Origin of the sequence: Bradyrhizobium lupini (assembly GCF_040939785.1) — a bacterium.
Taxonomy (GTDB): Bacteria; Pseudomonadota; Alphaproteobacteria; order Rhizobiales; family Xanthobacteraceae; genus Bradyrhizobium; species Bradyrhizobium canariense_D.
The window spans coordinates 673,054-692,326 of the sequence record NZ_CP162553.1 but is presented as its reverse complement, the minus strand read 5'-3'; the positions used below and the strand labels follow the sequence as shown (position 1 = coordinate 692,326).

The window sequence follows — 19,273 nt, the reverse complement described above, 5'->3', positions numbered from 1 at the left end:
GCTTACGAACAGAAGAGGGGAGTTTGTCCCATGAAAACAGGTCTCGTGGTCACGGCCCATCCCGGCGACTTCGTCTGGCGCGCCGGCGGTGCCATCGCGCTGCATGCGAAGAAGGGCTATCGCATGAAGATCGTCTGCATGTCCTTTGGTGAGCGCGGCGAGAGCCAGTTCGCCTGGAAGGAGAAGGGCGCCACGCTGGAATCGGTCAAGGCGGGCCGCAAGGATGAGGCGGAGCGCGCCGCAAAGCTGCTCGGCGCCGAGATCGAGTTCTTCGACTGCGGCGACTATCCGCTGAAGCTGACGGAGGCGCATTTTGATCGCATGGTCGACATCTACCGCGAGCTCAATCCGAGCTTCGTGCTGACGCATGCGCTGGAAGACCCCTACAATTTCGACCATCCGAACGCCGCGCATTTCGCGCAGGAGACCCGTGTGGTCGCGCAGGCCATGGGCCACAAGCCCGGCGCGCAGTACAAATACTCCGCGCCGCCGGTGTTCCTGTTCGAGCCGCACCAGCCCGAGCAGTGCAACTACAAGCCGGACCTGCTCCTCAAGATCGACGAGGTCTGGAAGGAGAAGTACGAGGCGTTCCAGATCCTCGCCGCGCAGAAGCACCTCTGGGGCTATTACGAGCGCGTCGCGCTCAATCGCGGCATCCAGGGCAGCCGCAACACCGGTGTGCCCATGACGTATGGCGAGGCCTATCAGCGGCTGTTTCCGACGGTAGCGGAGGAGCTGGCATGAAGCCGGTTGTCGTTCGCAACATCAAGCGTGCCGATCCCGCCGGGATGGCCGAGTACGGCGTCTCGACCGTGCACGAGGCCTATGGCCGGTCCGGCCTGATGAAGCCTTACTTGCGGCCCGTCTGGGCCGGCGCGTCGATTGCCGGACCCGCCGTCACCGTGCTGGCGCAGCCCGGCGATAATTGGATGATCCATGTCGCCGTCGAGCAGTGCAAGAAGGGCGACATCCTCGTCGTCGGCTGCACCACCGACAATACCGACGGCATGTTCGGTGAGCTGCTCGCGACCTCGCTGCAGGCGCGAGGCGTGCAGGGGCTGATCATCGATGCCGGCTGCCGCGACGTCAAAGCGCTGCACGAGATGAAGTTTCCGGTGTGGTCGCGCGCGGTTTCGGCCAAGGGCACGGTGAAGGCGACGCTCGGCTCGGTCAACATTCCCGTGGTCTGTGCCGGCGTCAACGTCGATCCCGGTGACATCATCGTGGCCGATGACGACGGCGTGGTGGTGGTGCCGAAGCGCTACGCGGCCGAAGTCGCCGAGAAGGCAATGAAGCGCAACGCGGACGAAGGCGGCAAGCGCAAGCGGCTGACTTCGGGTGAGCTGGGCCTCGACATGTACAGCATGCGCGAGGCCTTGGCGAAGGCCGGGCTCGTTTACGTCGATAATCCCGAGGACGTCTGAGCGGGACAAGAGAAGCGGAGCGGGCGTATGGATCGTCTCAAGCTGAAAGCCGTGCTCGGCAATCACCCCCATGTTCAGGCGGTGAAGAGCGGCGAGCTCCGCTCCGATCGCTTCGACCTCGACTTCATCGCATACACGCCGACCAACGCGGCATTCAAGCCGATGGTGCGCGAGCAGGCCTTCGACGTCTGCGAGATGGCGATCGTGACCTATCTCATGGCGAAGGCGCATGGCAAGCCGCTGGTGCTGCTGCCGGCGACCATGCTGGGCCGTTTCCAGCATTCCTATGCGCTCCACAATCCTGAACGGGGAACGCTTGGGCCGTCCGATCTCGCGGGCAAGCGGGTCGGCATTCGCTCGTTCACGACGACGACCGGCGCCTGGATCAGGGGCATTCTCGCCAACGACTACGGCGTCAATCTCGACAAGATACGCTGGGTCACCTTCGAGGATCCGCATGTGGCAGAATATATCGACTCCACCGAGCGCGCGCCGAAGGGCAAGAAGATCTTGCAGATGCTGATCGACGGCGAGCTCGATGCCGTCCTCGGCGAGGTCTCCGATGATCCGAAGCTGAAGACGCTGTTCCCCGATCCGGCCGCGGAAGCCGCCAAATGGTACGCGCGTTGCGGCGTCGTGCCGGTCAATCATCTCGTGGTGGTGACCGAACAGCTGGCGAAATCGCATCCCGACGTGGTGGCGGGCGTCTATGATCTGCTGAAGCGGAACAAGACCCGGATGGGGCCTGCGGCGACGCCCGATCTCGTTCCGTTCGGGATCGAGGCGAACAGGAAGCCGCTGGAGCTGATCGTCGACTACGCGTTCCAGCAGGCGCTGATCCCGCGCCGCTATGCGGTCGAGGAGCTGTTCGACGAGACGACGCGAGGACTGAACTGATGGCGGGTGATCCAAGACGATGGCAGATCGGACTGGTCGGTTACGGCGAGGTCGGCAGGATCCTGGCCGAGGATCTGCGCCAGCAGGACATCAAGGTCTCTGCCTATGACATCAAGCTCGGAGGCGAGCAGGGCGGTTCGCTGCAGGAGCATGCTAAAAAATTCGGTGTCGGGCTCGCAGCCTCGCACACTGAGCTGACCGCCAAATCCGATTTCATCATCTCCGCGGTCACCGCGAGCCAAACTGTGCCGGTGGCAGAGGCCTGCGCCGCCGCGATCAATCAAGGCACCTGGTTCCTGGATTTCAATTCGGCGTCTCCCGGCGCCAAGCAGCGCGCCGCCGCGTTGATCGATGGTGCCGCAGGACGCTATGTCGAGGGTGCGGTGATGACGTCGGTGCCGCCTTATCGTATCAAGGTGCCGCTGCTGCTCGGTGGTCCCGGTGCCAGGGAGCTGGAGCCGCTTTTGAACACGATCGGTTTTGCCGCAAAGGTTGCGAGCGACAAGCTCGGGGTTTCATCGGCGATGAAGATGTGCCGCAGCATCATGATCAAGGGCCTGGAGGCCATGGTGATCGAAAGCTTCACCACCGCGCGCGCCTATGGCGTCGAGGATGCGGTGTTGGCTTCGCTGGCGGAAACCTTTCCCACGATCGATTGGGAGAAGCAGGGTGCTTATTGCTTCCAGCGCGTGATCGAGCATGGCCGCCGCCGCGCGGAGGAAGTACGCGAAGTCGCCGAAACCGTGCATGAAGCCGGGCTGACGCCGTGGTCCGCGCAGGGCACTGCCGAGCGTCAGGCTTGGGTGGCGGACCTTGCCGATGAGGGCCTGTTCGGAACGAAAGGCACCAAGGAGTTCGCCCGCAGCGCCGACTGGCGCACCGAGGCGGACCGAATCCTGGCGAAGATCAATCGCGAGAAATAGGGCGGCTCCTGCTCAGGACTTCGCCGTGCGACAGCCGGTGAGCTCGTCGCGGGTGCGTTCGATCGACGCCATCAGGTCTTCGGCCTTGCAGGCCAGCCGATCGCTCGCGGCTTCGGTACGGAATTCGGCGCGGATCGATCGAATACACTTGTCGGCGGTATCGAGCGTCAGGAGCATGCGCGTCAGGTCATCCTGTGTCCGGACGCCCGCCAGATCGAGGTCCGACAGGACGTGCCTGATGCCGTCGAGCCGCTTCACGGCGGCCTCGCTGAGCGTTCTCGTTCGCTTGGATTGTTCGTCGATGCCGCTGAATGCGCTGAACATGTCGATGCTTCCCCGTTGAATGCAGACATCAGTGCCGGTCCTACTATGACCGGCACCGCGGGACTTGCAATGCGCGGAGCTATCGAGAATCAGCAAGAATCTACTATCCGGTGTTCTACCGGATTCGGAATTGCGGAACGATAGGCGGTAACATCGAACGGGAGCCGCGGGGAAATCAGCCGCCGTTCAATGCAGATATGCGTTGAGAGCGGATCAGGAACCCGGGCGGAACAGAGTGGGGCGTTGCCGTGCAAAAGTCTGTCGGCCGCTCTTGAAGCCCATCACGATATCCGGCAGCTCGGCGATCGCGAAGCGGCTTTCTTGCGTATCGAGCACGACGAGATCGGCAGGGTTTCCGACCTTGATGCCGTAATTCCGTAGATTCATCAACCGCGCCGGCAGCTCGGTCACGAGATCGAGGCAGGTATCGAAGTCGTTGACCGAGGCATGCGCGACGTTGGCGTAGAAATTCGCCATTCGCAGCAGTGAAGCGTCGCCGAACGGCGTGAAGGGATTGAGCACGTTGTTGGTCGCGATCGAGCACACCACGCCGTTGCCGGCCAGCTTGTGGGCGAGCGTCAGCCCGCGTGGCGCGTTGTGGCTTGCTTCGCGCCCCATCAGGTAGAGATCGGTCGCCGGCAGCACGGTGACGGCAACGCCGGCCTTCGCCAGTTGCGCGGTGGCGGCCCTCAGCCGCTCCGGTGGCAGTGCGGACAGTTTCGTCGCATGGCCGATTGCCACGCGCCCCCCGTAGTTGCGCCGCTCGGTCTGCCGGCAGACCTCGTCGAGGTGCCACCAAGAGGGATCGAGATCGAAATCGAGATGGAGATCGACGTCCAGGTCGAACGCCTCGGCGAGATCGAAGATGCGTGCGAGATGGGCGTTGGGATCGGTGTCCGTGTAGGGGCAGCCGCCGATCACCTCGCCACCATCGCGCAGCGCCTGGATCAGAAGCTCCTCGCTGCCGGGATCGTTGGTGAGGCCTTCCTGCGGAAAGACACAGAGCGACAGGTCGATCGCCCAGGCATAGTTACGCTTCAGCGCCTTCACCGCCTCGAAGCCGCGCAAGCCGATGCGCGGATCGATCTCGACGTGGGTTCGCATGCGCGTGGTGCCGTGCACGATGGCACGTTCGAGCACCCGGGCGCCGCGCGCGTAGACGTCCTCGACCGAGAAATCCTTCTTCATCCCGGCGACGGCGCGGATCGCTTCCGAGACGCTGCCATGATCATGCCCGCAGCGGCCGAGCAGGCAGGCCTTGTCGAGATGGATATGGCTGTCGACGAAGCCGGGCAGGGCGAGACGTCCGCCGATATCGACCTCGACGGCCTCGCAGGCGAGCGTCGGTTCGATGGCGGTGATCCGGCCGCGCGTGACGCCGATGTCCATCGGGCCGGCGGCACCACGCAGCAAGGCGTTGCGAAAGATGAGGTCAAAGGCGGGTTGCGTGGTCATGGCTCTTGGGGAGGGAATTTAGTGCGGTCGGCCGCGTTTGGCGGCTCCAGATTGTCTGCAGTGTAGCGACGGAAATGTTCAAAATATATGCACGTATTCCCCGAGCGCAGCGTTAGTATTCCGCAAACCCGGAGAATGAGCCATGTCCGCTACCGCAAAAGCCGAAGCCGGTCCGTTGTCCGACGCCGAGATCGTGGAAGCCTATCTCACGGCGTCGATGATCCCCGATCCGGACGCCGCGGCGGCCTATATGGCGCCGGGCACGGTGATCACCTTTACCGGCGGGCGCCAGTTCGATCATCCGCGCGGCCCGACCGGGTTCAACGCCAAGCGCTACCGCTGGGTGAAGAAGAAAATGGACCGTTTTGACGTCTGCCCCGGCGACGGCGAGACAGTGGTCTATAGTGTCGGCACGCTCTACGGCGAATGGATGGATGGGACCGCGTTCGAGGGCAACCGCTACGTCGACCGCTTCGTGGTGCGGAATGGCCAGATCACCAAGATGGACGTCTGGAATGACAGCGCCGAGCGGATCCTGGTCCAGCGCGGCATCGACGCGTAACAGCCATCCTGGTGCTTGAGGCGCCTCGACTCCAGGCGGACAAAAGGCCGGTCACCATATCGCAAGCCGCGATAGCTGCTAGACGCAAGCTCGTCTGGCGGCTGTCGCGGGCCTGCGCTATCAACGGTGCGATTGCTGCGCCCGGCATGGAGGCGCGAGCCTCCTCGAGGAGTTCCCGATGCGTCTGCCCACTGTTGTCCTGGCCCTCACATGCCTTGCAACTGCCGCCTCCGCCGAAGACCTGTCGGGTACGCTTCAGAAAGTCAAAGAGACCAAGAAGATCACGCTCGGCTATCAGGAGGCCTCGGTCCCATTCAGCTATCTCGACGGCAATCAGAAGCCGGTCGGCTTTGCCATGGATATCTGCCTTAGAATCGTGGATGCCGTGAAGAAGCAGCTCGGCATGCCCGACATCGCCGTCGACACCCTCGCGGTGACGTCGTCGAACCGGATTCCGCTGATGGTCAACGGGACGCTCGACCTGCATTGCTCGGCGACCACCAACAACGCCGATCGCCAGAAGCAGGTCGCCTTCACCAACACGCACTTCCTCAGCGCCACGCGATTTGCGGCCAAGAAAGCCGCAAAGATCAACACCATCGACGATCTCAAGGGCAAAGCGGTGACGGCGGTGGCCGGCTCGGTCAACCTGACGCAGCTCGCCAAGGTCAACACCGAGCGCAATCTCGGCATCAATGTGATGCCGGCCAAGGACCAGGCCGAGGCCTTCCTGCTGCTCGAAACCGACCGCGCGCAGGCCTACGCGCTCGACGACGTGCAGCTCGCGGTCGCGATCGCGCGCTCGAAGGAACCTCAGCTCTTCATGATCAGCGAGGAGACGTTCTCGAAGCCGGAGCCTTACGGGATCATGCTGCGGCGGGAGGACGCGCCGTTCAAGGCGCTCGCCGACCGCGCGACTGCAGAGCTGTACGCCAGCCAGGAGATCGAGGTCCTCTACAAGAAATGGCTGGAATCGCCGACGCCACCGAACGGCCTCAACTACAACGTCCCGATGGCGGGCGCCTTGCGCAATGCCTTCAAGAAGCCGAGCTCAAGCTTCGATCCCGACGTCTACATGGTGAACTGAGCGAGCCCTGACGCATCCGCGGGCGCAAAGGGGATTTACGCTCCGCATTATTGCGCCCTCTCCCCTTGCGGGAGAGGGCAGCTCAGCTGGTGGACGCAGACTCACTTGGGTGAGGGGTTTGTCTCCGCCGAGAGAGACCCTCATCCGGCGCTTCGCGTCACCTTCTCCCGCAAGGGGAGAAGGGAAGATGGCACTGTGCTTCCGGCGAGTGCAATGTTTTACGCGTTCGAATATTTCTTCAGCTCGAACCGCGCGATCTGGTTTCTGTGGACTTCGTCCGGGCCGTCGGCGAGACGCAGCAAACGCGCGGTCGCATAGGCCTGGGTCAATCCGAAATCGTTCGACGTGCCGCCGCCGCCATGGGCCTGGATCGCCCAGTCGATGATCTGGCAGGCCATGTTGGGCACGGCGACCTTGATCATCGCGATCTCAGCTTTTGCCACCTTGTTGCCGACGGTGTCCATCGCGTAGGCGGCGTTGAGCGTCAGCAGCCGTGCCTGCTCGATCATGATGCGGGCCTCTGCGATGCGCTCCTGCGTCACCGTCTGCTCGGAAACCGGCTTGCCGAAGGCGACGCGGCTGCGCACCCTCCGGCACATCTTCTCCAGCGTGCGTTCGGAAAGCCCGATCAGCCGCATGCAATGGTGGATGCGGCCGGGGCCGAGGCGGCCCTGCGCGATCTCGAAACCGCGGCCTTCGCCCAGCAGCATGTTCTCCTTGGGGACACGCACGTTGGTGAAGACGACCTCGGAGGCACGGTCGGGCACGCCGTAGAAGCCGAACACGGGCAGGGCACGCTTGACCTCGACGCCCGCTGTGTCCATCGGCACCAGGATCATGGATTGCTGCTTGTGGCGGTCTGCATTGTCGGGATCGGTCTTGCCCATGAAGATGCAGATCTTGCAGCGCGGATCGGTCGCGTTGGTCGTGTACCATTTGCGGCCGTTGATGATGTAATGGTCGCCGTGGCGGACGATCGAGCTTTCGATGTTGGTCGCATCGGACGAGGCGACAGCAGGCTCGGTCATGGCGAAGCAGGAGCGGATTTCGCCTGCGAGCAGCGGCTTCAGCCAGCGCTCCTTGTCCTTCTCCGTGCCATAGCGCTCCAGCACCTCCATGTTGCCGGTGTCGGGCGCCGAGCAGTTGAAGACTTCGGGGGCGAGATGCGAGCGGCCCATGACTTCGCAGAGCGGCGCATATTCGAGATTGGTCAGGCCTGCGCCGTGGCCGGAGTCCGGCAGGAACAGATTCCAGAGGCCTTCGGCGCGCGCCAACGGCTTCAGCTCCTCGACGACGGGATAGACCTTCCAGGGCCCCAGCTCCTCCGCCTCGCGATAAAAGCGCTCCTCATTCGGAAAGATGTGCCGGTCCATGAAACTTTCGAGCTTGCGCTTGAGCTCGACGACTTTAGGCGACATCGGGTAGAGCATCTTTGGTCTCCTCGATCGATGGACAGGCTGATGCGCAATCGGCTCAGGCGACGCGATACTCTCGGAATTTCTCGCGCAGCGCTGATTTAAGCACCTTGCCGGTGCCGGTCATCGGGAACTCGTCCATGAACTCGACGGCGTCGGGCATCCACCAGCTCGCGATCTTCGGGCGCATGTGGTCGAGCAGCGTCTTCCCGTCGACGGTCGCTCCCTTCTTGCGGACGACGAGGAGCAGGGGCCGCTCCTGCCATTTCTCATGGTTGATCGCGACCACGGCGGCTTGCAGCACATCGGGGTGAGACAGGGCGACGTCCTCGAGTTGGATCGAGGAGATCCATTCGCCGCCGGACTTGATCACATCCTTGGAGCGGTCGGTCAGCGTGATGTGGCCCTGGGGATCGATCACGGCCATGTCGCCGGTAATCAGCCAGCCGTCGCGGTCCAGGCCTTCGTCGAGCTTCATGTAGCCGGACGCAACCCACGGTCCCCGCGCGCGCAGATGGCCAACGCTCTTGCCGTCGTGCGGCAGCTCGTTGCCGCCGTCGTCGACGATGCGCAAGGCGGTGCCGAAACAGGCGCGGCCGGACACCTGGCGGCGGTCGAACTTCTCCTTGTCCTCAAGATGCTCGGAGCCCGGCCGCAAGCCCGGCATCGAGCAGCCGAGCGCCTCGGTCATGCCCCAGGCCTGGATGTAGTCGATGTCATACTCGCGCTTGAGCTTCTCGACCATCGCGCGCGGCGGCGCCGAGCCCGACGACAATGTTGCACGAAGCGTCGAGAACCTGTTGCCGGTGCGTCCGAGCCAGTCGAGCAGGATCAGCCAGAAGCTCGGCACGCCCGCCGACAGCGTTACCTTCTCGCCTTCGAGCAGCTCGTAGAGCTTGTCGGGCTCGTAATTGCGGCCGGGCAGCACCAGCTTCGAGCCGGTATACGGGGCGGTGAACGGCATGTTCCAGCCGTTGCCGTGGAACAGCGGCGCCATCGGCATCATCACCTCGCGCACGCCTTCCAGGTGCCCGGGCAGGAAGTCGAAATTGCAGGAGACCATGGTCTGCAGGATCGCGGCGCGGTGCGAATAGATTACGCCCTTCGGATTGCCGGTGGTGCCGGAGGTGTAGCAGATCGTGGACGCCAATTTTTCGTCGAACTCCGGCCACGCGAAGCCGGCGTCGTTCTCCTTGTCCAGAAGCTCCTCGTAGCAATGCACGTTGGCAAGCTTGGTCTCCGGCATCCGCTCGCGCGAGCACATCACGACATAGGCTTCGATCGATGTGAGCTGCGGCGCGATTGCCTCCACGATCGGCAGCGTGGCGCGGTCGATGAACAGCAGGCGGTCCTCGGCGTGATTGACGATGTAGATGAGCTGCTCGGGGAACAGTCGCGGGTTGATGGTGTGCAGCACATAGCCCATGCCCGGCGCGGCGTAGAACATCTCGAAATGCCGATGCGTATTCCAGGCCAGCGTGCCGACGCGGTCGCCTTGCTTCATGCCGAGCCGCTTGAGCGCCAGCGCCATGCACTTGATGCGCGGATGGGCGTCGGCATAGGTGTAGCGATGGATGTCGCCTTCGATCTCGCGGGCGACCACCTCGGCCTCGCCGTGATAATCGGCCGCATACTGGATCAGGCCGCTGATCAGGAGCGGCATGTCCATCATCAATCCCTGCATCGTCTCCTCCGGACCGCCATGTCGTTGCATGACGTACGCTTGTGATGTGCGATTGAGGTTAGCGGAACGCCTCGCCACGTTCACGCAAAAAGCGAGAGACGTGATTGCATGCGTCACTTTTTCAGGGCTAAGTGATGCGTGCTGCCGGCGAAGCAGTGTCCGCCGGGGAGGGAACGGATGTCAGCGCAAAGACACAAGACCGGCGCAGCCGGCGAATCTACACTCGACATTGACGCACTCCGTGCGCGCTATCGCGACGAGCGCGATCGGCGCCTGCGCACCGAGGGCAAGGCGCAATATGTCGAGGTGACCGGCGAGTTCGGGCGCTATTTCGACGATCCCTGGGCCAATTCCGGATTTGCGCGCGAGGCCGTCAGCGAACAGACCGAGGTGCTCATCGTCGGCGGCGGCTTCGGCGGCCTTCTGTGCGGCGCGCGACTGCGCGAAGCCGGCATCGATGATTTCCGGGTCGTGGAAAAGGCGGCTGATTTCGGCGGCACCTGGTACTGGAATCGCTACCCTGGCGCGGCCTGCGATACCGAGAGCTACATCTACCTGCCGTTGCTGGAAGAGACCGGCTACATGCCGGTGCGCAAATATGCGCGAGCCCCCGAGATCTACGAACATTCGCGCCGCATCGGCCATCACTTCGGCCTCTATGAGCGCGCGCTGTTCCAGACCGTTATCGCGCGCATGGAATGGCAGGAGCAGGAGGCGCGTTGGTTGGTCGAGACCGATCGCGGTGATTGCATCCGCGCGCGCTTCGTCATCCTTGCTGGAGGCCCACTGAGCCGTCCGAAGCTGCCGGGCATTCCCGGTATCGAAAGCTTCAAGGGACACAGCTTCCACACCAGCCGCTGGGATTACGCCTACACCGGCGGCACGGCCGAAGGTGATCTTAGTGGTCTTGGCGACAAACGCGTCGGGATCATCGGCACCGGTGCCACCGCCGTGCAATGCGTGCCGCATCTCGGCCGCTCGGCCAAGGAGCTCTACGTCTTCCAACGTACGCCATCGGCGATCGGCGTGCGCGACGACCGCCCGACGGATCAGAGCTGGGCGCAGCGGCTCAGGCCTGGCTGGCAGCGCGAGCGCATGGACAATTTCACCGCCGTGATCTCGGGCGAGCCATTCGAACAGGATCTGGTGCAGGACGGCTGGACCGGCCTGCTCGGCGAGATCCTGCTGGCGCCGCGCCGCCAGAAGCAGCCGGTGACCTCGATCGAGGAGGCGCTCAAGGTCATCGAGCAGGCCGATTATCGCAAGATGGAGGAGATCCGGGCGCGCGTCGATGCGATCGTCAAGGACGAGGCGACGGCTTCGGCGTTGAAACCCTGGTACAAGGCCTTCTGCAAGCGGCCGTGTTTCCACGACGAATATCTCGACACCTTCAATCGCGCCAACGTGCATCTCGTCGACACCAGGGGACAGGGCGTCGCTCGCATCACCGAGAATGCCGTCGTGGTCGACGGCCACGCCTACGAACTCGACTGCCTGATCTATGCCAGCGGTTTTGAAGTCGGCACCGACTACGCCCGCCGCATGGGCTTCGAGGTCTACGGCCGTGACGGCGTGAGCCTGTCCGAGCGCTGGCGCGACGGCGTCAAGACGATGCATGGCTTCTACAGCCGCGGCTTCCCGAACTGCTTCCTGATCGTCATGGTGCAGGCCGGCCAGAGCGCCAACTTCCCGCACATCATCGACGAGCAGTCGCAGCACATCGCCTACGTGATCGCCGAAGCGCGCAAGCGCAAGGCGCGAACCCTCGAGCCGACGCTGGCGGCCGAAAACGCCTGGGTCGAGGAGGTGGTCAAAGCCGCGCTCGGACGCCAGACCTATCTCGCCGAATGCACGCCCGGCTACTACAACAATGAAGGCGTGTTCGATCCGATCGCGGCGAGAAACAGCCAATATTGGCGCGGGCCGGTGGCATTCCTGCGGCTGCTCGACAAGTGGCGCAAGGAGGGCAATTTGGATGGACTGGAACTGTCGTATGATCACGCCATGGAGTCGGCGCCTTCGTCCGGGTAAGCTCGGGCTTTGGATCGCGCCAGTGAGAGGACATCGGACATGATCAGGGGCAGAACTGTAGCTGCGGCGGTTTTCGGGGCGATGACGCTGCTCGGCTGCCTCGCGCCCGCCGCCCACGCCGCGCAATGCGGCAGTTCGTCGGTCGGCTTCGAGGCCTGGAAGCGCGAGTTCAGTGCGGAAGCGCAGGGCAAAGGCGTCGGCCAGACCGCGCTCGCGGCGCTGATGCAGACCAATTACGCCAGTGCCACCATCGCGGCCGATCGCGGCCAGCGCAGCTTCTCGCTGACGCTTGACCAATTCCTCGCCAAGCGCGGCGCCACTACCATCGTCGCCAAGGGGCGCCAGCTCAAGCAGTCGCAGGCCGCCTTGTTCGCCTCGATCCAGCAGCGCTATGGCGTCCCGCCGGGGCCGCTGATCGCGATCTGGGGCATGGAGACCGGGTTCGGCAGCCAGCGCGGCAACCAGAACATGCTCTCCTCGATCGCAACGCTTGCCTATGACTGCCGCCGTCCCGAATTCTTCACCGAGCAGCTCTATGCGGCGCTGAAGCTGATCGATCGCGGCACGCTGTCGGGGGCAACCCGCGGCTCAATGCATGGCGAAGTCGGCCAGACCCAGTTCATGCCCAAGAACATCCTGGCCTATGGCACCGGCAATCTCGAAGTTGCCGCCAATGCGCTGAACTCGACGGCGAATTTCCTCAAGGCCCATGGCTGGCGTGCAGGAGCCGGTTACCAGCCGGGCGAGCCGAATTTCGCCGCCATCGAAGCCTGGAATGCCGCCGGCGTTTATCAGAAGGCGATCGCCCTGATGGGACGGCAGATCGACGAGGGCGGAGGTACGGCCGCCTCGCGCTGAGCAGAGCCCCGTTTTGAACGGGGCTCTAGCTTCTTGTTTTTGGCGCGTTTTCTTTATGCGAACCGGCATCCACTTCGCTTGAGAGCGCTCTTGCTCAGCAAGGCGTGATGCGCGGGCAAGAGAAAGTTGTTGCCATCAGGAACCGACGGCACGACGTTTGCTTTGATCGGACAGGGCTGGGCATGAGGAGACTCAACATGGCAACCCAGATCGTGATGGACCAGACTGGCGACACGCGCCACGAGTTTGATCCTGGCAATGCCGAAGCGCTGGCGCGGGCCGAACGGCGCTTTCGGGAGCTCACCGGAGCGGGCTTCACCGCCGCGCTGCGAACCGGACCCGGCGAAGTCACCCGGATCCGATCGTTTGACCCGACCGTGCAGGAAACGCTGTTCTATCCCCGCCTGGTCGGCGGTTGATCTGAGCTGCTCATGATCGCGGCAGTCTGGCTCCGCGCGCCAGCGCGTGCGCGTCTGCATGCGCTACGCGAACTCTATCGGCGCTTCTTCGGCGAGAACACGCCGGATGCCCGCGGCCGCCGGCTTCTGGCCGATTGGCTGTCGCCGGCGCAGCGCGCGCAATTCGAGCAGCACCGGCATTTCGATGTCGTCGGCTGCGATACCGGCAAGACCTATCGCATCCATTATGGCACTGCGGCCAATGTCCATGAGATCGATGCGGCCGGAAATGCGACGATGGGGTGGTGCTTCGTCCCGTCAGGCTTTCTCGTTCCCGGCGACGTCATGCTCGCACAGAAGATCGCGCTCGAGACAGACGAAAGGGGAGCTCTCGCGCTCGCCAACAGGTTTCCGCCAGCAACGCATTCGGAGCACTTCTACCGACGGCCGTTCTAGGGCGTGGCTATCAGTAATGGGTGGAGCGATAGGCATCCACCGCGTGCGCTGCAAAAACGCCGACGCTGCAAAGCGCGAGCAAGGCTGAGATCAGCTCGATCATAACTCGTCCTCCTGCGGCGGCAGGGAGACGAGGTGCTGACAGCAGGAATAATCCCAGATCAGGTTGAGGAAGAATTGCATGGTGGCCGTCCCTGTATGCTTTTGACAACGAGATAACCGACCATCTGTTTCAGGCGTGTTTCGTCGCATCTGGAAACGGGTTTCTTGGGGAACCCCGGGCTGGTTTGTGCGCTGCGGAGCCGCTACATCCCGCTCTTGCTCAATCCCATTAGCCGCGAGGCGGCGCATCACATTGCGAGGCGAAATCATGGCGCAGGTCGAGTGGTTCGACGATCTCACCATTGGAATGCAGTTCAAATCCCCCGAAGTTCACGTCACCGAGGCCGACATCAAGCGGTTCGCGGCCGAGTTCGATCCGCAGCCGATGCATCTCGACCACGAAGCCGCCAAGCAGACCCTGTTCAGGGGTCTCGCTGCCTCGGGATGGCACACCGCCGCGATTGCCATGAGCCTCGCGATCCAGACCCGCCCGTTCGGCCCGCATCCGTTGATCGGCGCCGGCGTCGACGGGCTGCGCTGGACCATCCCGGTGCGGCCCGGCGACCGCCTGCATCTGGTCGGGGAGGTCATGAGCCTGACGCCATCGAAGTCGAAGCCGCAGGGCATCGCACTGGTGAAATGGACGATGTTCAATCAGAACGGCGAGGAGGTTTACACCTTCACCCCGATCGCGATCGTGCCGCGGCGAACCGCCTGAAGCCCTTGCGGGTCACCGGCAGAGGTGGTCATCTCAGTCCAGGGAACACGCTGGAGGCTGACATGAAACGATATCTTCTCGCCGCCGGGCTCCTGGCAGGCGCCTTGAGCGCAGTCGCTTTGACCGCAAGACCGGTGCAGGCGCAACAATCCAAGGTCGGCGACTGGACCATCGAAAAGCGTACGCAGGACGCGCATTGCAATGCGAGCCGCGGCTACAAGGACAAGGAAGACGAGAACCGGGACTACGTCATCGTCATCACCCATTCCGAGAAGGCGATCGTGATCGTGATGATCTATGACGGTTGGGAGTGGGACAAGGTCGGCGAGATCCTCCGGGCCGATGTCGGCACCGACGACGCCGATATCATGAAGAAGGCGAAGTGGGAGGTCATGGACAAGACCACCGTGCGCGGCATCTTCGAATACGATCAGTCCATGATGGACCGGCTGTCCAAGGCCAAGCGTCTCTCGCTCGATTTCGAGGACGATGACGATGACAGCATCGAGATGCAGGTGCCGCGTGCCGGCGAAGCGCTGGCGGCGCTGAAGTTCTGCGAGGAGAATCGCAAGTAAACTGCCGGAACCGAATGCGAGGCCGGCGAGATCGGTGGCGACACGGTTCTGCGGTGCGCGCCGGTGTCTGACTCATCGCACGCGTGACGCATCGCATATAGTCCGCGCGCTGTTCGCATTTATCCTAGTCTTTGGCGAAAACGTCCAAGCCGCATCCTGCGGTTGACGTTACGCAAGGACGATGTTCGATATTCCAGCATTTCGTTGCAACGTTTTCTCCCCGTCGAAGGCGGCCATTGGACGGCCCGTCTCCTTCGCCAGTCCCCGGATCGCGATCTTTCTCGCACGCCCGAGCCATACGCAGATTGCGTCGTCCGGCCGATGACAATCCTCCACGCAAATCGATTCTCGTCCCTTGTCGGCGAGATCTACGACGCCGCGGTCGATCCCGCACTGCGCAGCGGGGTGCTGGAACAGGTTTCGCATTTCGTCGGCGGATGTGCCGCGACCATCCTGTCCAGGGACAGAGCCAGGCTCTCGATCGAGATCCACGAGCATTTTGGCACCGAATCCCGCTTCCGCCAGCTTTATCGCGACCGATATGTGGAGCTGGACTCTCTACTCGATCGCCATTTTACGCTCGCGGCGGAGCAGACGATCGGCGTAGCCGACATCATGCCTCAGGCGGATTTTCTGGCAACGAGCTTCTATCGCGAGTGGGTGGAACCGCAAGGAGCGATAGACCTTGCAACCATTGCCCTCGAGAAGTCGGACACGCGCACCACAATCCTGCAGGTGTTGCGCCACCGGTCGCGCGGAATGGTTGACGAGCCGATGCGTGAGCGCATGCGGCTGCTGGCTCCGCACCTTCAGCGCTCCAGGATCATGGGCCGACAGATCAGGGCACGCTCGCATACCGTGGACGACCTTGCCGAGGTCTTGGATGGGCTGAGCACGGCGATCTGCCTGCTCGACGCAGATGGCCGCGTCGTGCATGCCAACGCAGCATGCCGCGGGCTGTTCGCCGATGCCAGCCTGCTCGCAATGGTCGGCGACCGGATCGTGGCCCGCAACACCCAGACTGATAAAATATTCCGCGGCCTGTGCGAAATCGATTCAGGCAGCGAAACTCGTTCCGCTGCCCGCCGCCAGATCGAGCTTGCGACATCAGTTGATGGACAGCACTATCTGCTCCACGCCTTTCCCTTGAAGCGCTGTCGCACTCCATCGCGAGATGCTGCAGCCACGGTGCTGTTCGTTCAGAAGGCATCGGCGGCGACATGGCTCGCGGCTGATGCGATTGCGGCGGCCTTCAGGCTGACACCGTCCGAACTGCGCGTTTTAATGGCCATCATCGAGATTGGCGGTGTTCCCGACATTGCGGCAAAGCTCGGCATCGCCGAAACGACGGTGAAGACGCATCTCGGTCGCCTGTTCGAGAAGACCGGCACCGGCAGGCAGGCCGACTTGGTCAAGATCGCCACCGGCTTTGCCGTTCCATTCGCGCATCGAACGAATGGCGGTGACGACGCCGTGTGATCCATTTCACAAGGCTCGCCGATACGTGCCGCGATCTCAATGCATTGTGATGAGCCGAGCTCCCGTGTCCTCCGAATGCAGGACGCGAGTCATTTGATACTTTCGTATATCGCGATCCAGAAAAGTGAAGAGCAGCAAGCGCCACGAAGAGATGCGACGACGGCGTCAAACGCGAGTGTGAGGAAACGACAGCGCACGGCCGGACCTGCTCGTCGGTTGGAGGATTGCAGTGAGCCAGTTTGATTTTTCCATTATTAATGTTTCGACGAACGAAATTCCCGAAAACGAGCGTATCCCGCTGCTTCGCGATTTCTACTGCCGCGGGGTGTTGAAGGCGGAGGTCGAGGCGAGAGAAGGAAAGCCGGCTACGGCGAGCTTCACGTCCCACGTCTTGCCGGAAGCCCAATTGCTGATCGGAGGATTGTGCGGAGCGCGGGTCAGTCGCACCAAACACCTGGTTGCCGATGGCGACGACAGCCTGGCCCTGATCGTGAATCGATCTGGCGTACTTGGAATATCCGAGCGGGGACACGATCTGAGCCTTCGTGCAGGGGAGGCGGTCCTGACCAGCGCGGAGGACGTCACGACGTTCGAGCGATTGTCGCTGGGTAGCTGCTTCTCCCTACGCGTGCCGAGACGCGTGCTGGCGCCGATGATCGTGGATGTCGATGACGCCGTAATGCGTGTCATGCCGGAGAGCTCGACAGGACTTCGATTGCTGGTCAACTATGCGGAGACACTGGTGCGGGAGAAGGCGTTCGCGACGCCAAATTTGCGCCAGCTCGGGGTCGGGCATCTGCACGATCTTCTGGCAATCGTTCTCGGTGCCACCAACGAGCCCCGGGAGCTGGCCGGGCGGCGCGGCGGCACGGCTGCAGAAGGCCAAAGTCTCCATCGCCAACAATTGCTGGCGGCAGGACCTGTCGGTGGCCACAGTCGCCCAGGAGCTCGGCGTGACGCCGCGTTATCTCCAGCGCCTGTTCGAGGCCGACGGCAAGACGTTCTCGTCCTTCGTGATCGAACAACGCGTCAAGCGCGCCCATCGCATGTTGCGGGAACCCGGATACGCCGAGCGGACGGTCAGCTCGATCGCCTACGATGTCGGCTTCGGCGATCTCTCCTATTTTAACCGCTGCTTCCGTCGAACTTATGGCGCCACGCCCAGTGACGTCAGGAGCGGCGAAATGTCGTGACCGCGCACGACTGAGTTTCAAGTCAAATGCCGCTTGGAGACGGCAGGGGCGGGCGTGCGCCGCCCCCAGTTGGAGTGTTGCATGCGCCGTTTTTTCTTTGATCTTATGATCGGCAATATCGTGAAGATCGATCCGGGCGGCATGGTGTTCGAATGCCCCGAAGCGACATTCGTGGTGGCCAACGAGATGGCAAGCCACCTGTTCGTCTGGCGCGACGATTTGCGCGACCGCGATGCCTGCATCCGGGTCAGAAACGCCGACGGGCGCGAGATCTATCGCGCCGCGGTCTGGTCGGAGAATCTGGAGAAGGTCGGCTGGGACGAGATGTGAGCATCCCGGTGCGGTATCGCGACTCTGCATCAGTAGCACCCGAAACGAATATCCGCTCGTTACCGGCCGACGCCTCATCCGATCGGAGGATGCCGCATGCTGTGGTTGTGGTATGCTTGGTGATATTGATCACCCAGGCCATTTATAGCCATGCACGGACCACGGAAACTGCCCGACCTGGTCGAGGCCATCTACGATGCCGGGCTCGATCCCTCGCTGTGGAATAACGTCGTCACCGGCATCCGCGACTTCGTCGGCGGCCAGGCCTGCGGGCTGTTTTCCAAGGACTCGATCAGCAAATTCGGCGTCACGCACTATTATTGCGGGGCGGACCCGCACTACATCCGGCTCTATTCCGAGACGCATTCGAAGTTCGATCCGCTGACGGTCCTGCCGCCGCATGGCCAGATCGTCAGCATCCCGGATCTCGTCAATTTCGATGAATATCGGCGAGGACGCTTTTACCAGGAATGGATGCGGCCGCAGGGTTGCAGCGATGCGGCTAACGTCGTGCTCGAGAATTCGAATGCGAGCTGCCCCGTGATGATGACGGTGCTGTCGGGCCGCCGGATGGTGGATCCGGTGATGAAGCAGCGCCTCTCGCTGATCTTGCCGCACGCCAGCCGAGCGTTGCTGATCAACCGCGCCATGACCTCGCAACTGACGCTGGCGACGGCGTTGGCGGAGGTCCTGGACAATTTGGCCTGTGGCATCTTCCTGCTCGATGGCTTCTGCCGGGTGGTGCACGCGAATTCCGCAGGGCACGCCTTGCTTGCGGCCGACGATCTGGTTCGGTCCGTTGCCGGGCAATTGGTGACCAGCAGTGCGGAGGCCAATCAGACACTGTGGGAAGCGTTCGCGACCCGCCATGAAATTGCGCTGCTTGCCGCAAAGGGGCACGCGTTTTCGCTGCTTTCGCCTTCGGGCGAGCGCTACGTCGCGCACATCCTGCCGCTGTCGTCCGTCCTGCGGGACGGCAGCGAGCGGGTGGTCGATGCCGTCGGTGCGCTGCTGCTGCGTAAGGTATCGCTCGGCGGACAGTCCTATGGCGAATTGATCGCGCGGACATTCGACCTTACGCCGGCCGAGCTGCGCGTGTTCCTGTCGATCGTCGAGGTTGGCGGCGTCCCGGAGACGGCGGTCGCGCTTGGTATCGCGGAAACGACGGCGAAGACGCATCTGCATCGCGTGTTCGCCAAGACGGGCGTTTCGCGTCAGGCCGATCTCGTTAAGCTCGCGGCAGGATTCTCCAATCCGCTTGTGAATTAGACTGTTGAATTTTGCCTTCACGATTGAACCTTTCGCTCCCGCGAAAGACTCACGGAAGCCGCCAGGCATGAAGAACATTTCGCCATCTCCATG

The 19,273-nt window shown here is 62.8% G+C and carries 19 protein-coding genes and 1 pseudogene; 16 read left to right on the top strand and 4 right to left on the bottom strand.

Going from position 1 to position 19,273, the window contains the following annotated elements; genetic code table 11:
* Positions 1-30 precede the first annotated feature (30 nt).
* From AB3L03_RS03680 to AB3L03_RS03665, 4 genes are read left to right on the top strand one after another with little or no spacing between them, the layout of a single operon-like run.
* A complete protein-coding gene (locus AB3L03_RS03680; RefSeq protein WP_011086622.1) occupies positions 31-744 on the top strand; it encodes a PIG-L deacetylase family protein in 714 nt (237 codons plus the stop codon).
* Entirely contained in the window at positions 741-1,424 is a 684-nt protein-coding gene (locus tag AB3L03_RS03675) for a 4-carboxy-4-hydroxy-2-oxoadipate aldolase/oxaloacetate decarboxylase (protein ID WP_368508263.1), read from the top strand. The genes AB3L03_RS03680 and AB3L03_RS03675 overlap by 4 nt, the downstream gene beginning before the upstream one ends.
* Positions 1,425-1,451: 27 nt before the next feature.
* Positions 1,452-2,321 (top strand): hypothetical protein, encoded by an 870-nt coding sequence (locus tag AB3L03_RS03670; protein ID WP_368508262.1) that lies wholly within the window; start codon positions 1,452-1,454, stop codon positions 2,319-2,321.
* A complete protein-coding gene (locus tag AB3L03_RS03665) occupies positions 2,321-3,244 on the top strand; it encodes a DUF1932 domain-containing protein (RefSeq protein ID WP_368508261.1) in 924 nt (307 codons plus the stop codon). Before AB3L03_RS03670 ends, AB3L03_RS03665 begins: the two co-directional genes overlap by 1 nt.
* Before the next feature lie 12 nt (positions 3,245-3,256).
* Here AB3L03_RS03665 and AB3L03_RS03660 read toward each other — a convergent pair whose 3' ends face one another.
* Together AB3L03_RS03660 and AB3L03_RS03655 are read right to left on the bottom strand one after the other, a co-directional pair.
* Entirely contained in the window at positions 3,257-3,568 is a 312-nt protein-coding gene (locus AB3L03_RS03660; RefSeq protein WP_368509125.1) for a hypothetical protein, read from the bottom strand.
* A 213-nt stretch (positions 3,569-3,781) separates the two neighbouring features.
* A complete protein-coding gene (locus AB3L03_RS03655) occupies positions 3,782-5,023 on the bottom strand; it encodes an amidohydrolase family protein (protein ID WP_368508260.1) in 1,242 nt (413 codons plus the stop codon).
* Between the two features lie 142 nt (positions 5,024-5,165).
* Between AB3L03_RS03655 and AB3L03_RS03650 the strand changes: the two genes are divergently transcribed.
* Both AB3L03_RS03650 and AB3L03_RS03645 read left to right on the top strand, forming a co-directional pair.
* Entirely contained in the window at positions 5,166-5,585 is a 420-nt protein-coding gene (locus AB3L03_RS03650; RefSeq protein ID WP_368508259.1) for a nuclear transport factor 2 family protein, read from the top strand.
* Between the two features lie 178 nt (positions 5,586-5,763).
* Positions 5,764-6,672 carry an amino acid ABC transporter substrate-binding protein gene (locus tag AB3L03_RS03645; RefSeq protein WP_368508258.1) on the top strand — a complete coding sequence of 303 codons (909 nt, stop codon included), beginning with the start codon at positions 5,764-5,766 and terminating at the stop codon, positions 6,670-6,672.
* 218 nt (positions 6,673-6,890) lie between these two features.
* Here AB3L03_RS03645 and AB3L03_RS03640 read toward each other — a convergent pair whose 3' ends face one another.
* On the bottom strand, positions 6,891-8,102 hold the full coding sequence (locus AB3L03_RS03640; RefSeq protein ID WP_368508257.1) for an acyl-CoA dehydrogenase family protein: 1,212 nt from the start codon (positions 8,100-8,102) through the stop codon (positions 6,891-6,893).
* 43 nt (positions 8,103-8,145) lie between these two features.
* Positions 8,146-9,771 carry a long-chain fatty acid--CoA ligase gene (locus AB3L03_RS03635; protein WP_368508256.1) on the bottom strand — a complete coding sequence of 542 codons (1,626 nt, stop codon included), beginning with the start codon at positions 9,769-9,771 and terminating at the stop codon, positions 8,146-8,148.
* Positions 9,772-9,948: 177 nt separating this feature from the next.
* Between AB3L03_RS03635 and AB3L03_RS03630 the strand changes: the two genes are divergently transcribed.
* The 10 genes and pseudogenes from AB3L03_RS03630 (at position 9,949) to AB3L03_RS03585 (ending at position 19,180) form a co-directional block, all read left to right on the top strand.
* The gene (locus tag AB3L03_RS03630; protein ID WP_368508255.1) at positions 9,949-11,802 is read left to right on the top strand and encodes a flavin-containing monooxygenase; all 1,854 of its coding nucleotides are present in this window, start codon (positions 9,949-9,951) and stop codon (positions 11,800-11,802) included.
* 39 nt (positions 11,803-11,841) lie between these two features.
* A complete protein-coding gene (locus AB3L03_RS03625) occupies positions 11,842-12,660 on the top strand; it encodes a lytic transglycosylase domain-containing protein (RefSeq protein ID WP_368508254.1) in 819 nt (272 codons plus the stop codon).
* 197 nt (positions 12,661-12,857) lie between these two features.
* A complete protein-coding gene (locus tag AB3L03_RS03620; RefSeq protein ID WP_106943097.1) occupies positions 12,858-13,079 on the top strand; it encodes a hypothetical protein in 222 nt (73 codons plus the stop codon).
* Between the two features lie 12 nt (positions 13,080-13,091).
* Positions 13,092-13,514 (top strand): hypothetical protein, encoded by a 423-nt coding sequence (locus AB3L03_RS03615; RefSeq protein WP_354055523.1) that lies wholly within the window; start codon positions 13,092-13,094, stop codon positions 13,512-13,514.
* Positions 13,515-13,884: 370 nt separating this feature from the next.
* Positions 13,885-14,334, top strand: a complete 450-nt coding sequence (locus AB3L03_RS03610) for a MaoC family dehydratase (protein ID WP_018459282.1) — start codon at positions 13,885-13,887, stop codon at positions 14,332-14,334.
* Between the two features lie 62 nt (positions 14,335-14,396).
* A complete protein-coding gene (locus AB3L03_RS03605; protein ID WP_204510927.1) occupies positions 14,397-14,909 on the top strand; it encodes a hypothetical protein in 513 nt (170 codons plus the stop codon).
* A 321-nt stretch (positions 14,910-15,230) separates the two neighbouring features.
* Positions 15,231-16,388, top strand: a complete 1,158-nt coding sequence (locus AB3L03_RS03600; protein WP_368509124.1) for a LuxR C-terminal-related transcriptional regulator — start codon at positions 15,231-15,233, stop codon at positions 16,386-16,388.
* A gap of 229 nt (positions 16,389-16,617) precedes the next feature.
* Positions 16,618-17,581 (top strand): annotated as a pseudogene (locus AB3L03_RS03595) (helix-turn-helix transcriptional regulator).
* An 81-nt stretch (positions 17,582-17,662) separates the two neighbouring features.
* Positions 17,663-17,911 (top strand): hypothetical protein, encoded by a 249-nt coding sequence (locus tag AB3L03_RS03590; protein ID WP_204510928.1) that lies wholly within the window; start codon positions 17,663-17,665, stop codon positions 17,909-17,911.
* A 150-nt stretch (positions 17,912-18,061) separates the two neighbouring features.
* Entirely contained in the window at positions 18,062-19,180 is a 1,119-nt protein-coding gene (locus tag AB3L03_RS03585; RefSeq protein ID WP_018459277.1) for a helix-turn-helix transcriptional regulator, read from the top strand.
* Positions 19,181-19,273: the final 93 nt, after the last annotated feature.

Excerpts from the sequence above, each read along its gene's own strand:
- AB3L03_RS03665 (WP_368508261.1), top strand. The coding sequence starts at position 2,321 with ATGGCGGGTGATCCAAGACGATGGCAGATCGGACTGGTCGGTTACGGC.
- AB3L03_RS03655 (WP_368508260.1), bottom strand. The coding sequence starts at position 5,023 with ATGACCACGCAACCCGCCTTTGACCTCATCTTTCGCAACGCCTTGCTG.
- AB3L03_RS03660 (WP_368509125.1), bottom strand. The coding sequence starts at position 3,568 with ATGTTCAGCGCATTCAGCGGCATCGACGAACAATCCAAGCGAACGAGA.
- AB3L03_RS03625 (WP_368508254.1), top strand. The coding sequence starts at position 11,842 with ATGATCAGGGGCAGAACTGTAGCTGCGGCGGTTTTCGGGGCGATGACG.
- AB3L03_RS03645 (WP_368508258.1), top strand. The coding sequence starts at position 5,764 with ATGCGTCTGCCCACTGTTGTCCTGGCCCTCACATGCCTTGCAACTGCC.
- AB3L03_RS03640 (WP_368508257.1), bottom strand. The coding sequence starts at position 8,102 with ATGCTCTACCCGATGTCGCCTAAAGTCGTCGAGCTCAAGCGCAAGCTC.
- AB3L03_RS03590 (WP_204510928.1), top strand. The coding sequence starts at position 17,663 with ATGCGCCGTTTTTTCTTTGATCTTATGATCGGCAATATCGTGAAGATC.
- AB3L03_RS03650 (WP_368508259.1), top strand. The coding sequence starts at position 5,166 with ATGTCCGCTACCGCAAAAGCCGAAGCCGGTCCGTTGTCCGACGCCGAG.
- AB3L03_RS03675 (WP_368508263.1), top strand. The coding sequence starts at position 741 with ATGAAGCCGGTTGTCGTTCGCAACATCAAGCGTGCCGATCCCGCCGGG.
- AB3L03_RS03610 (WP_018459282.1), top strand. The coding sequence starts at position 13,885 with ATGGCGCAGGTCGAGTGGTTCGACGATCTCACCATTGGAATGCAGTTC.
- AB3L03_RS03585 (WP_018459277.1), top strand. The coding sequence starts at position 18,062 with ATGCACGGACCACGGAAACTGCCCGACCTGGTCGAGGCCATCTACGAT.
- AB3L03_RS03630 (WP_368508255.1), top strand. The coding sequence starts at position 9,949 with ATGTCAGCGCAAAGACACAAGACCGGCGCAGCCGGCGAATCTACACTC.
- AB3L03_RS03620 (WP_106943097.1), top strand. The coding sequence starts at position 12,858 with ATGGCAACCCAGATCGTGATGGACCAGACTGGCGACACGCGCCACGAG.
- AB3L03_RS03670 (WP_368508262.1), top strand. The coding sequence starts at position 1,452 with ATGGATCGTCTCAAGCTGAAAGCCGTGCTCGGCAATCACCCCCATGTT.
- AB3L03_RS03605 (WP_204510927.1), top strand. The coding sequence starts at position 14,397 with ATGAAACGATATCTTCTCGCCGCCGGGCTCCTGGCAGGCGCCTTGAGC.
- AB3L03_RS03635 (WP_368508256.1), bottom strand. The coding sequence starts at position 9,771 with ATGCAGGGATTGATGATGGACATGCCGCTCCTGATCAGCGGCCTGATC.
- AB3L03_RS03600 (WP_368509124.1), top strand. The coding sequence starts at position 15,231 with ATGACAATCCTCCACGCAAATCGATTCTCGTCCCTTGTCGGCGAGATC.
- AB3L03_RS03615 (WP_354055523.1), top strand. The coding sequence starts at position 13,092 with ATGATCGCGGCAGTCTGGCTCCGCGCGCCAGCGCGTGCGCGTCTGCAT.
- AB3L03_RS03680 (WP_011086622.1), top strand. The coding sequence starts at position 31 with ATGAAAACAGGTCTCGTGGTCACGGCCCATCCCGGCGACTTCGTCTGG.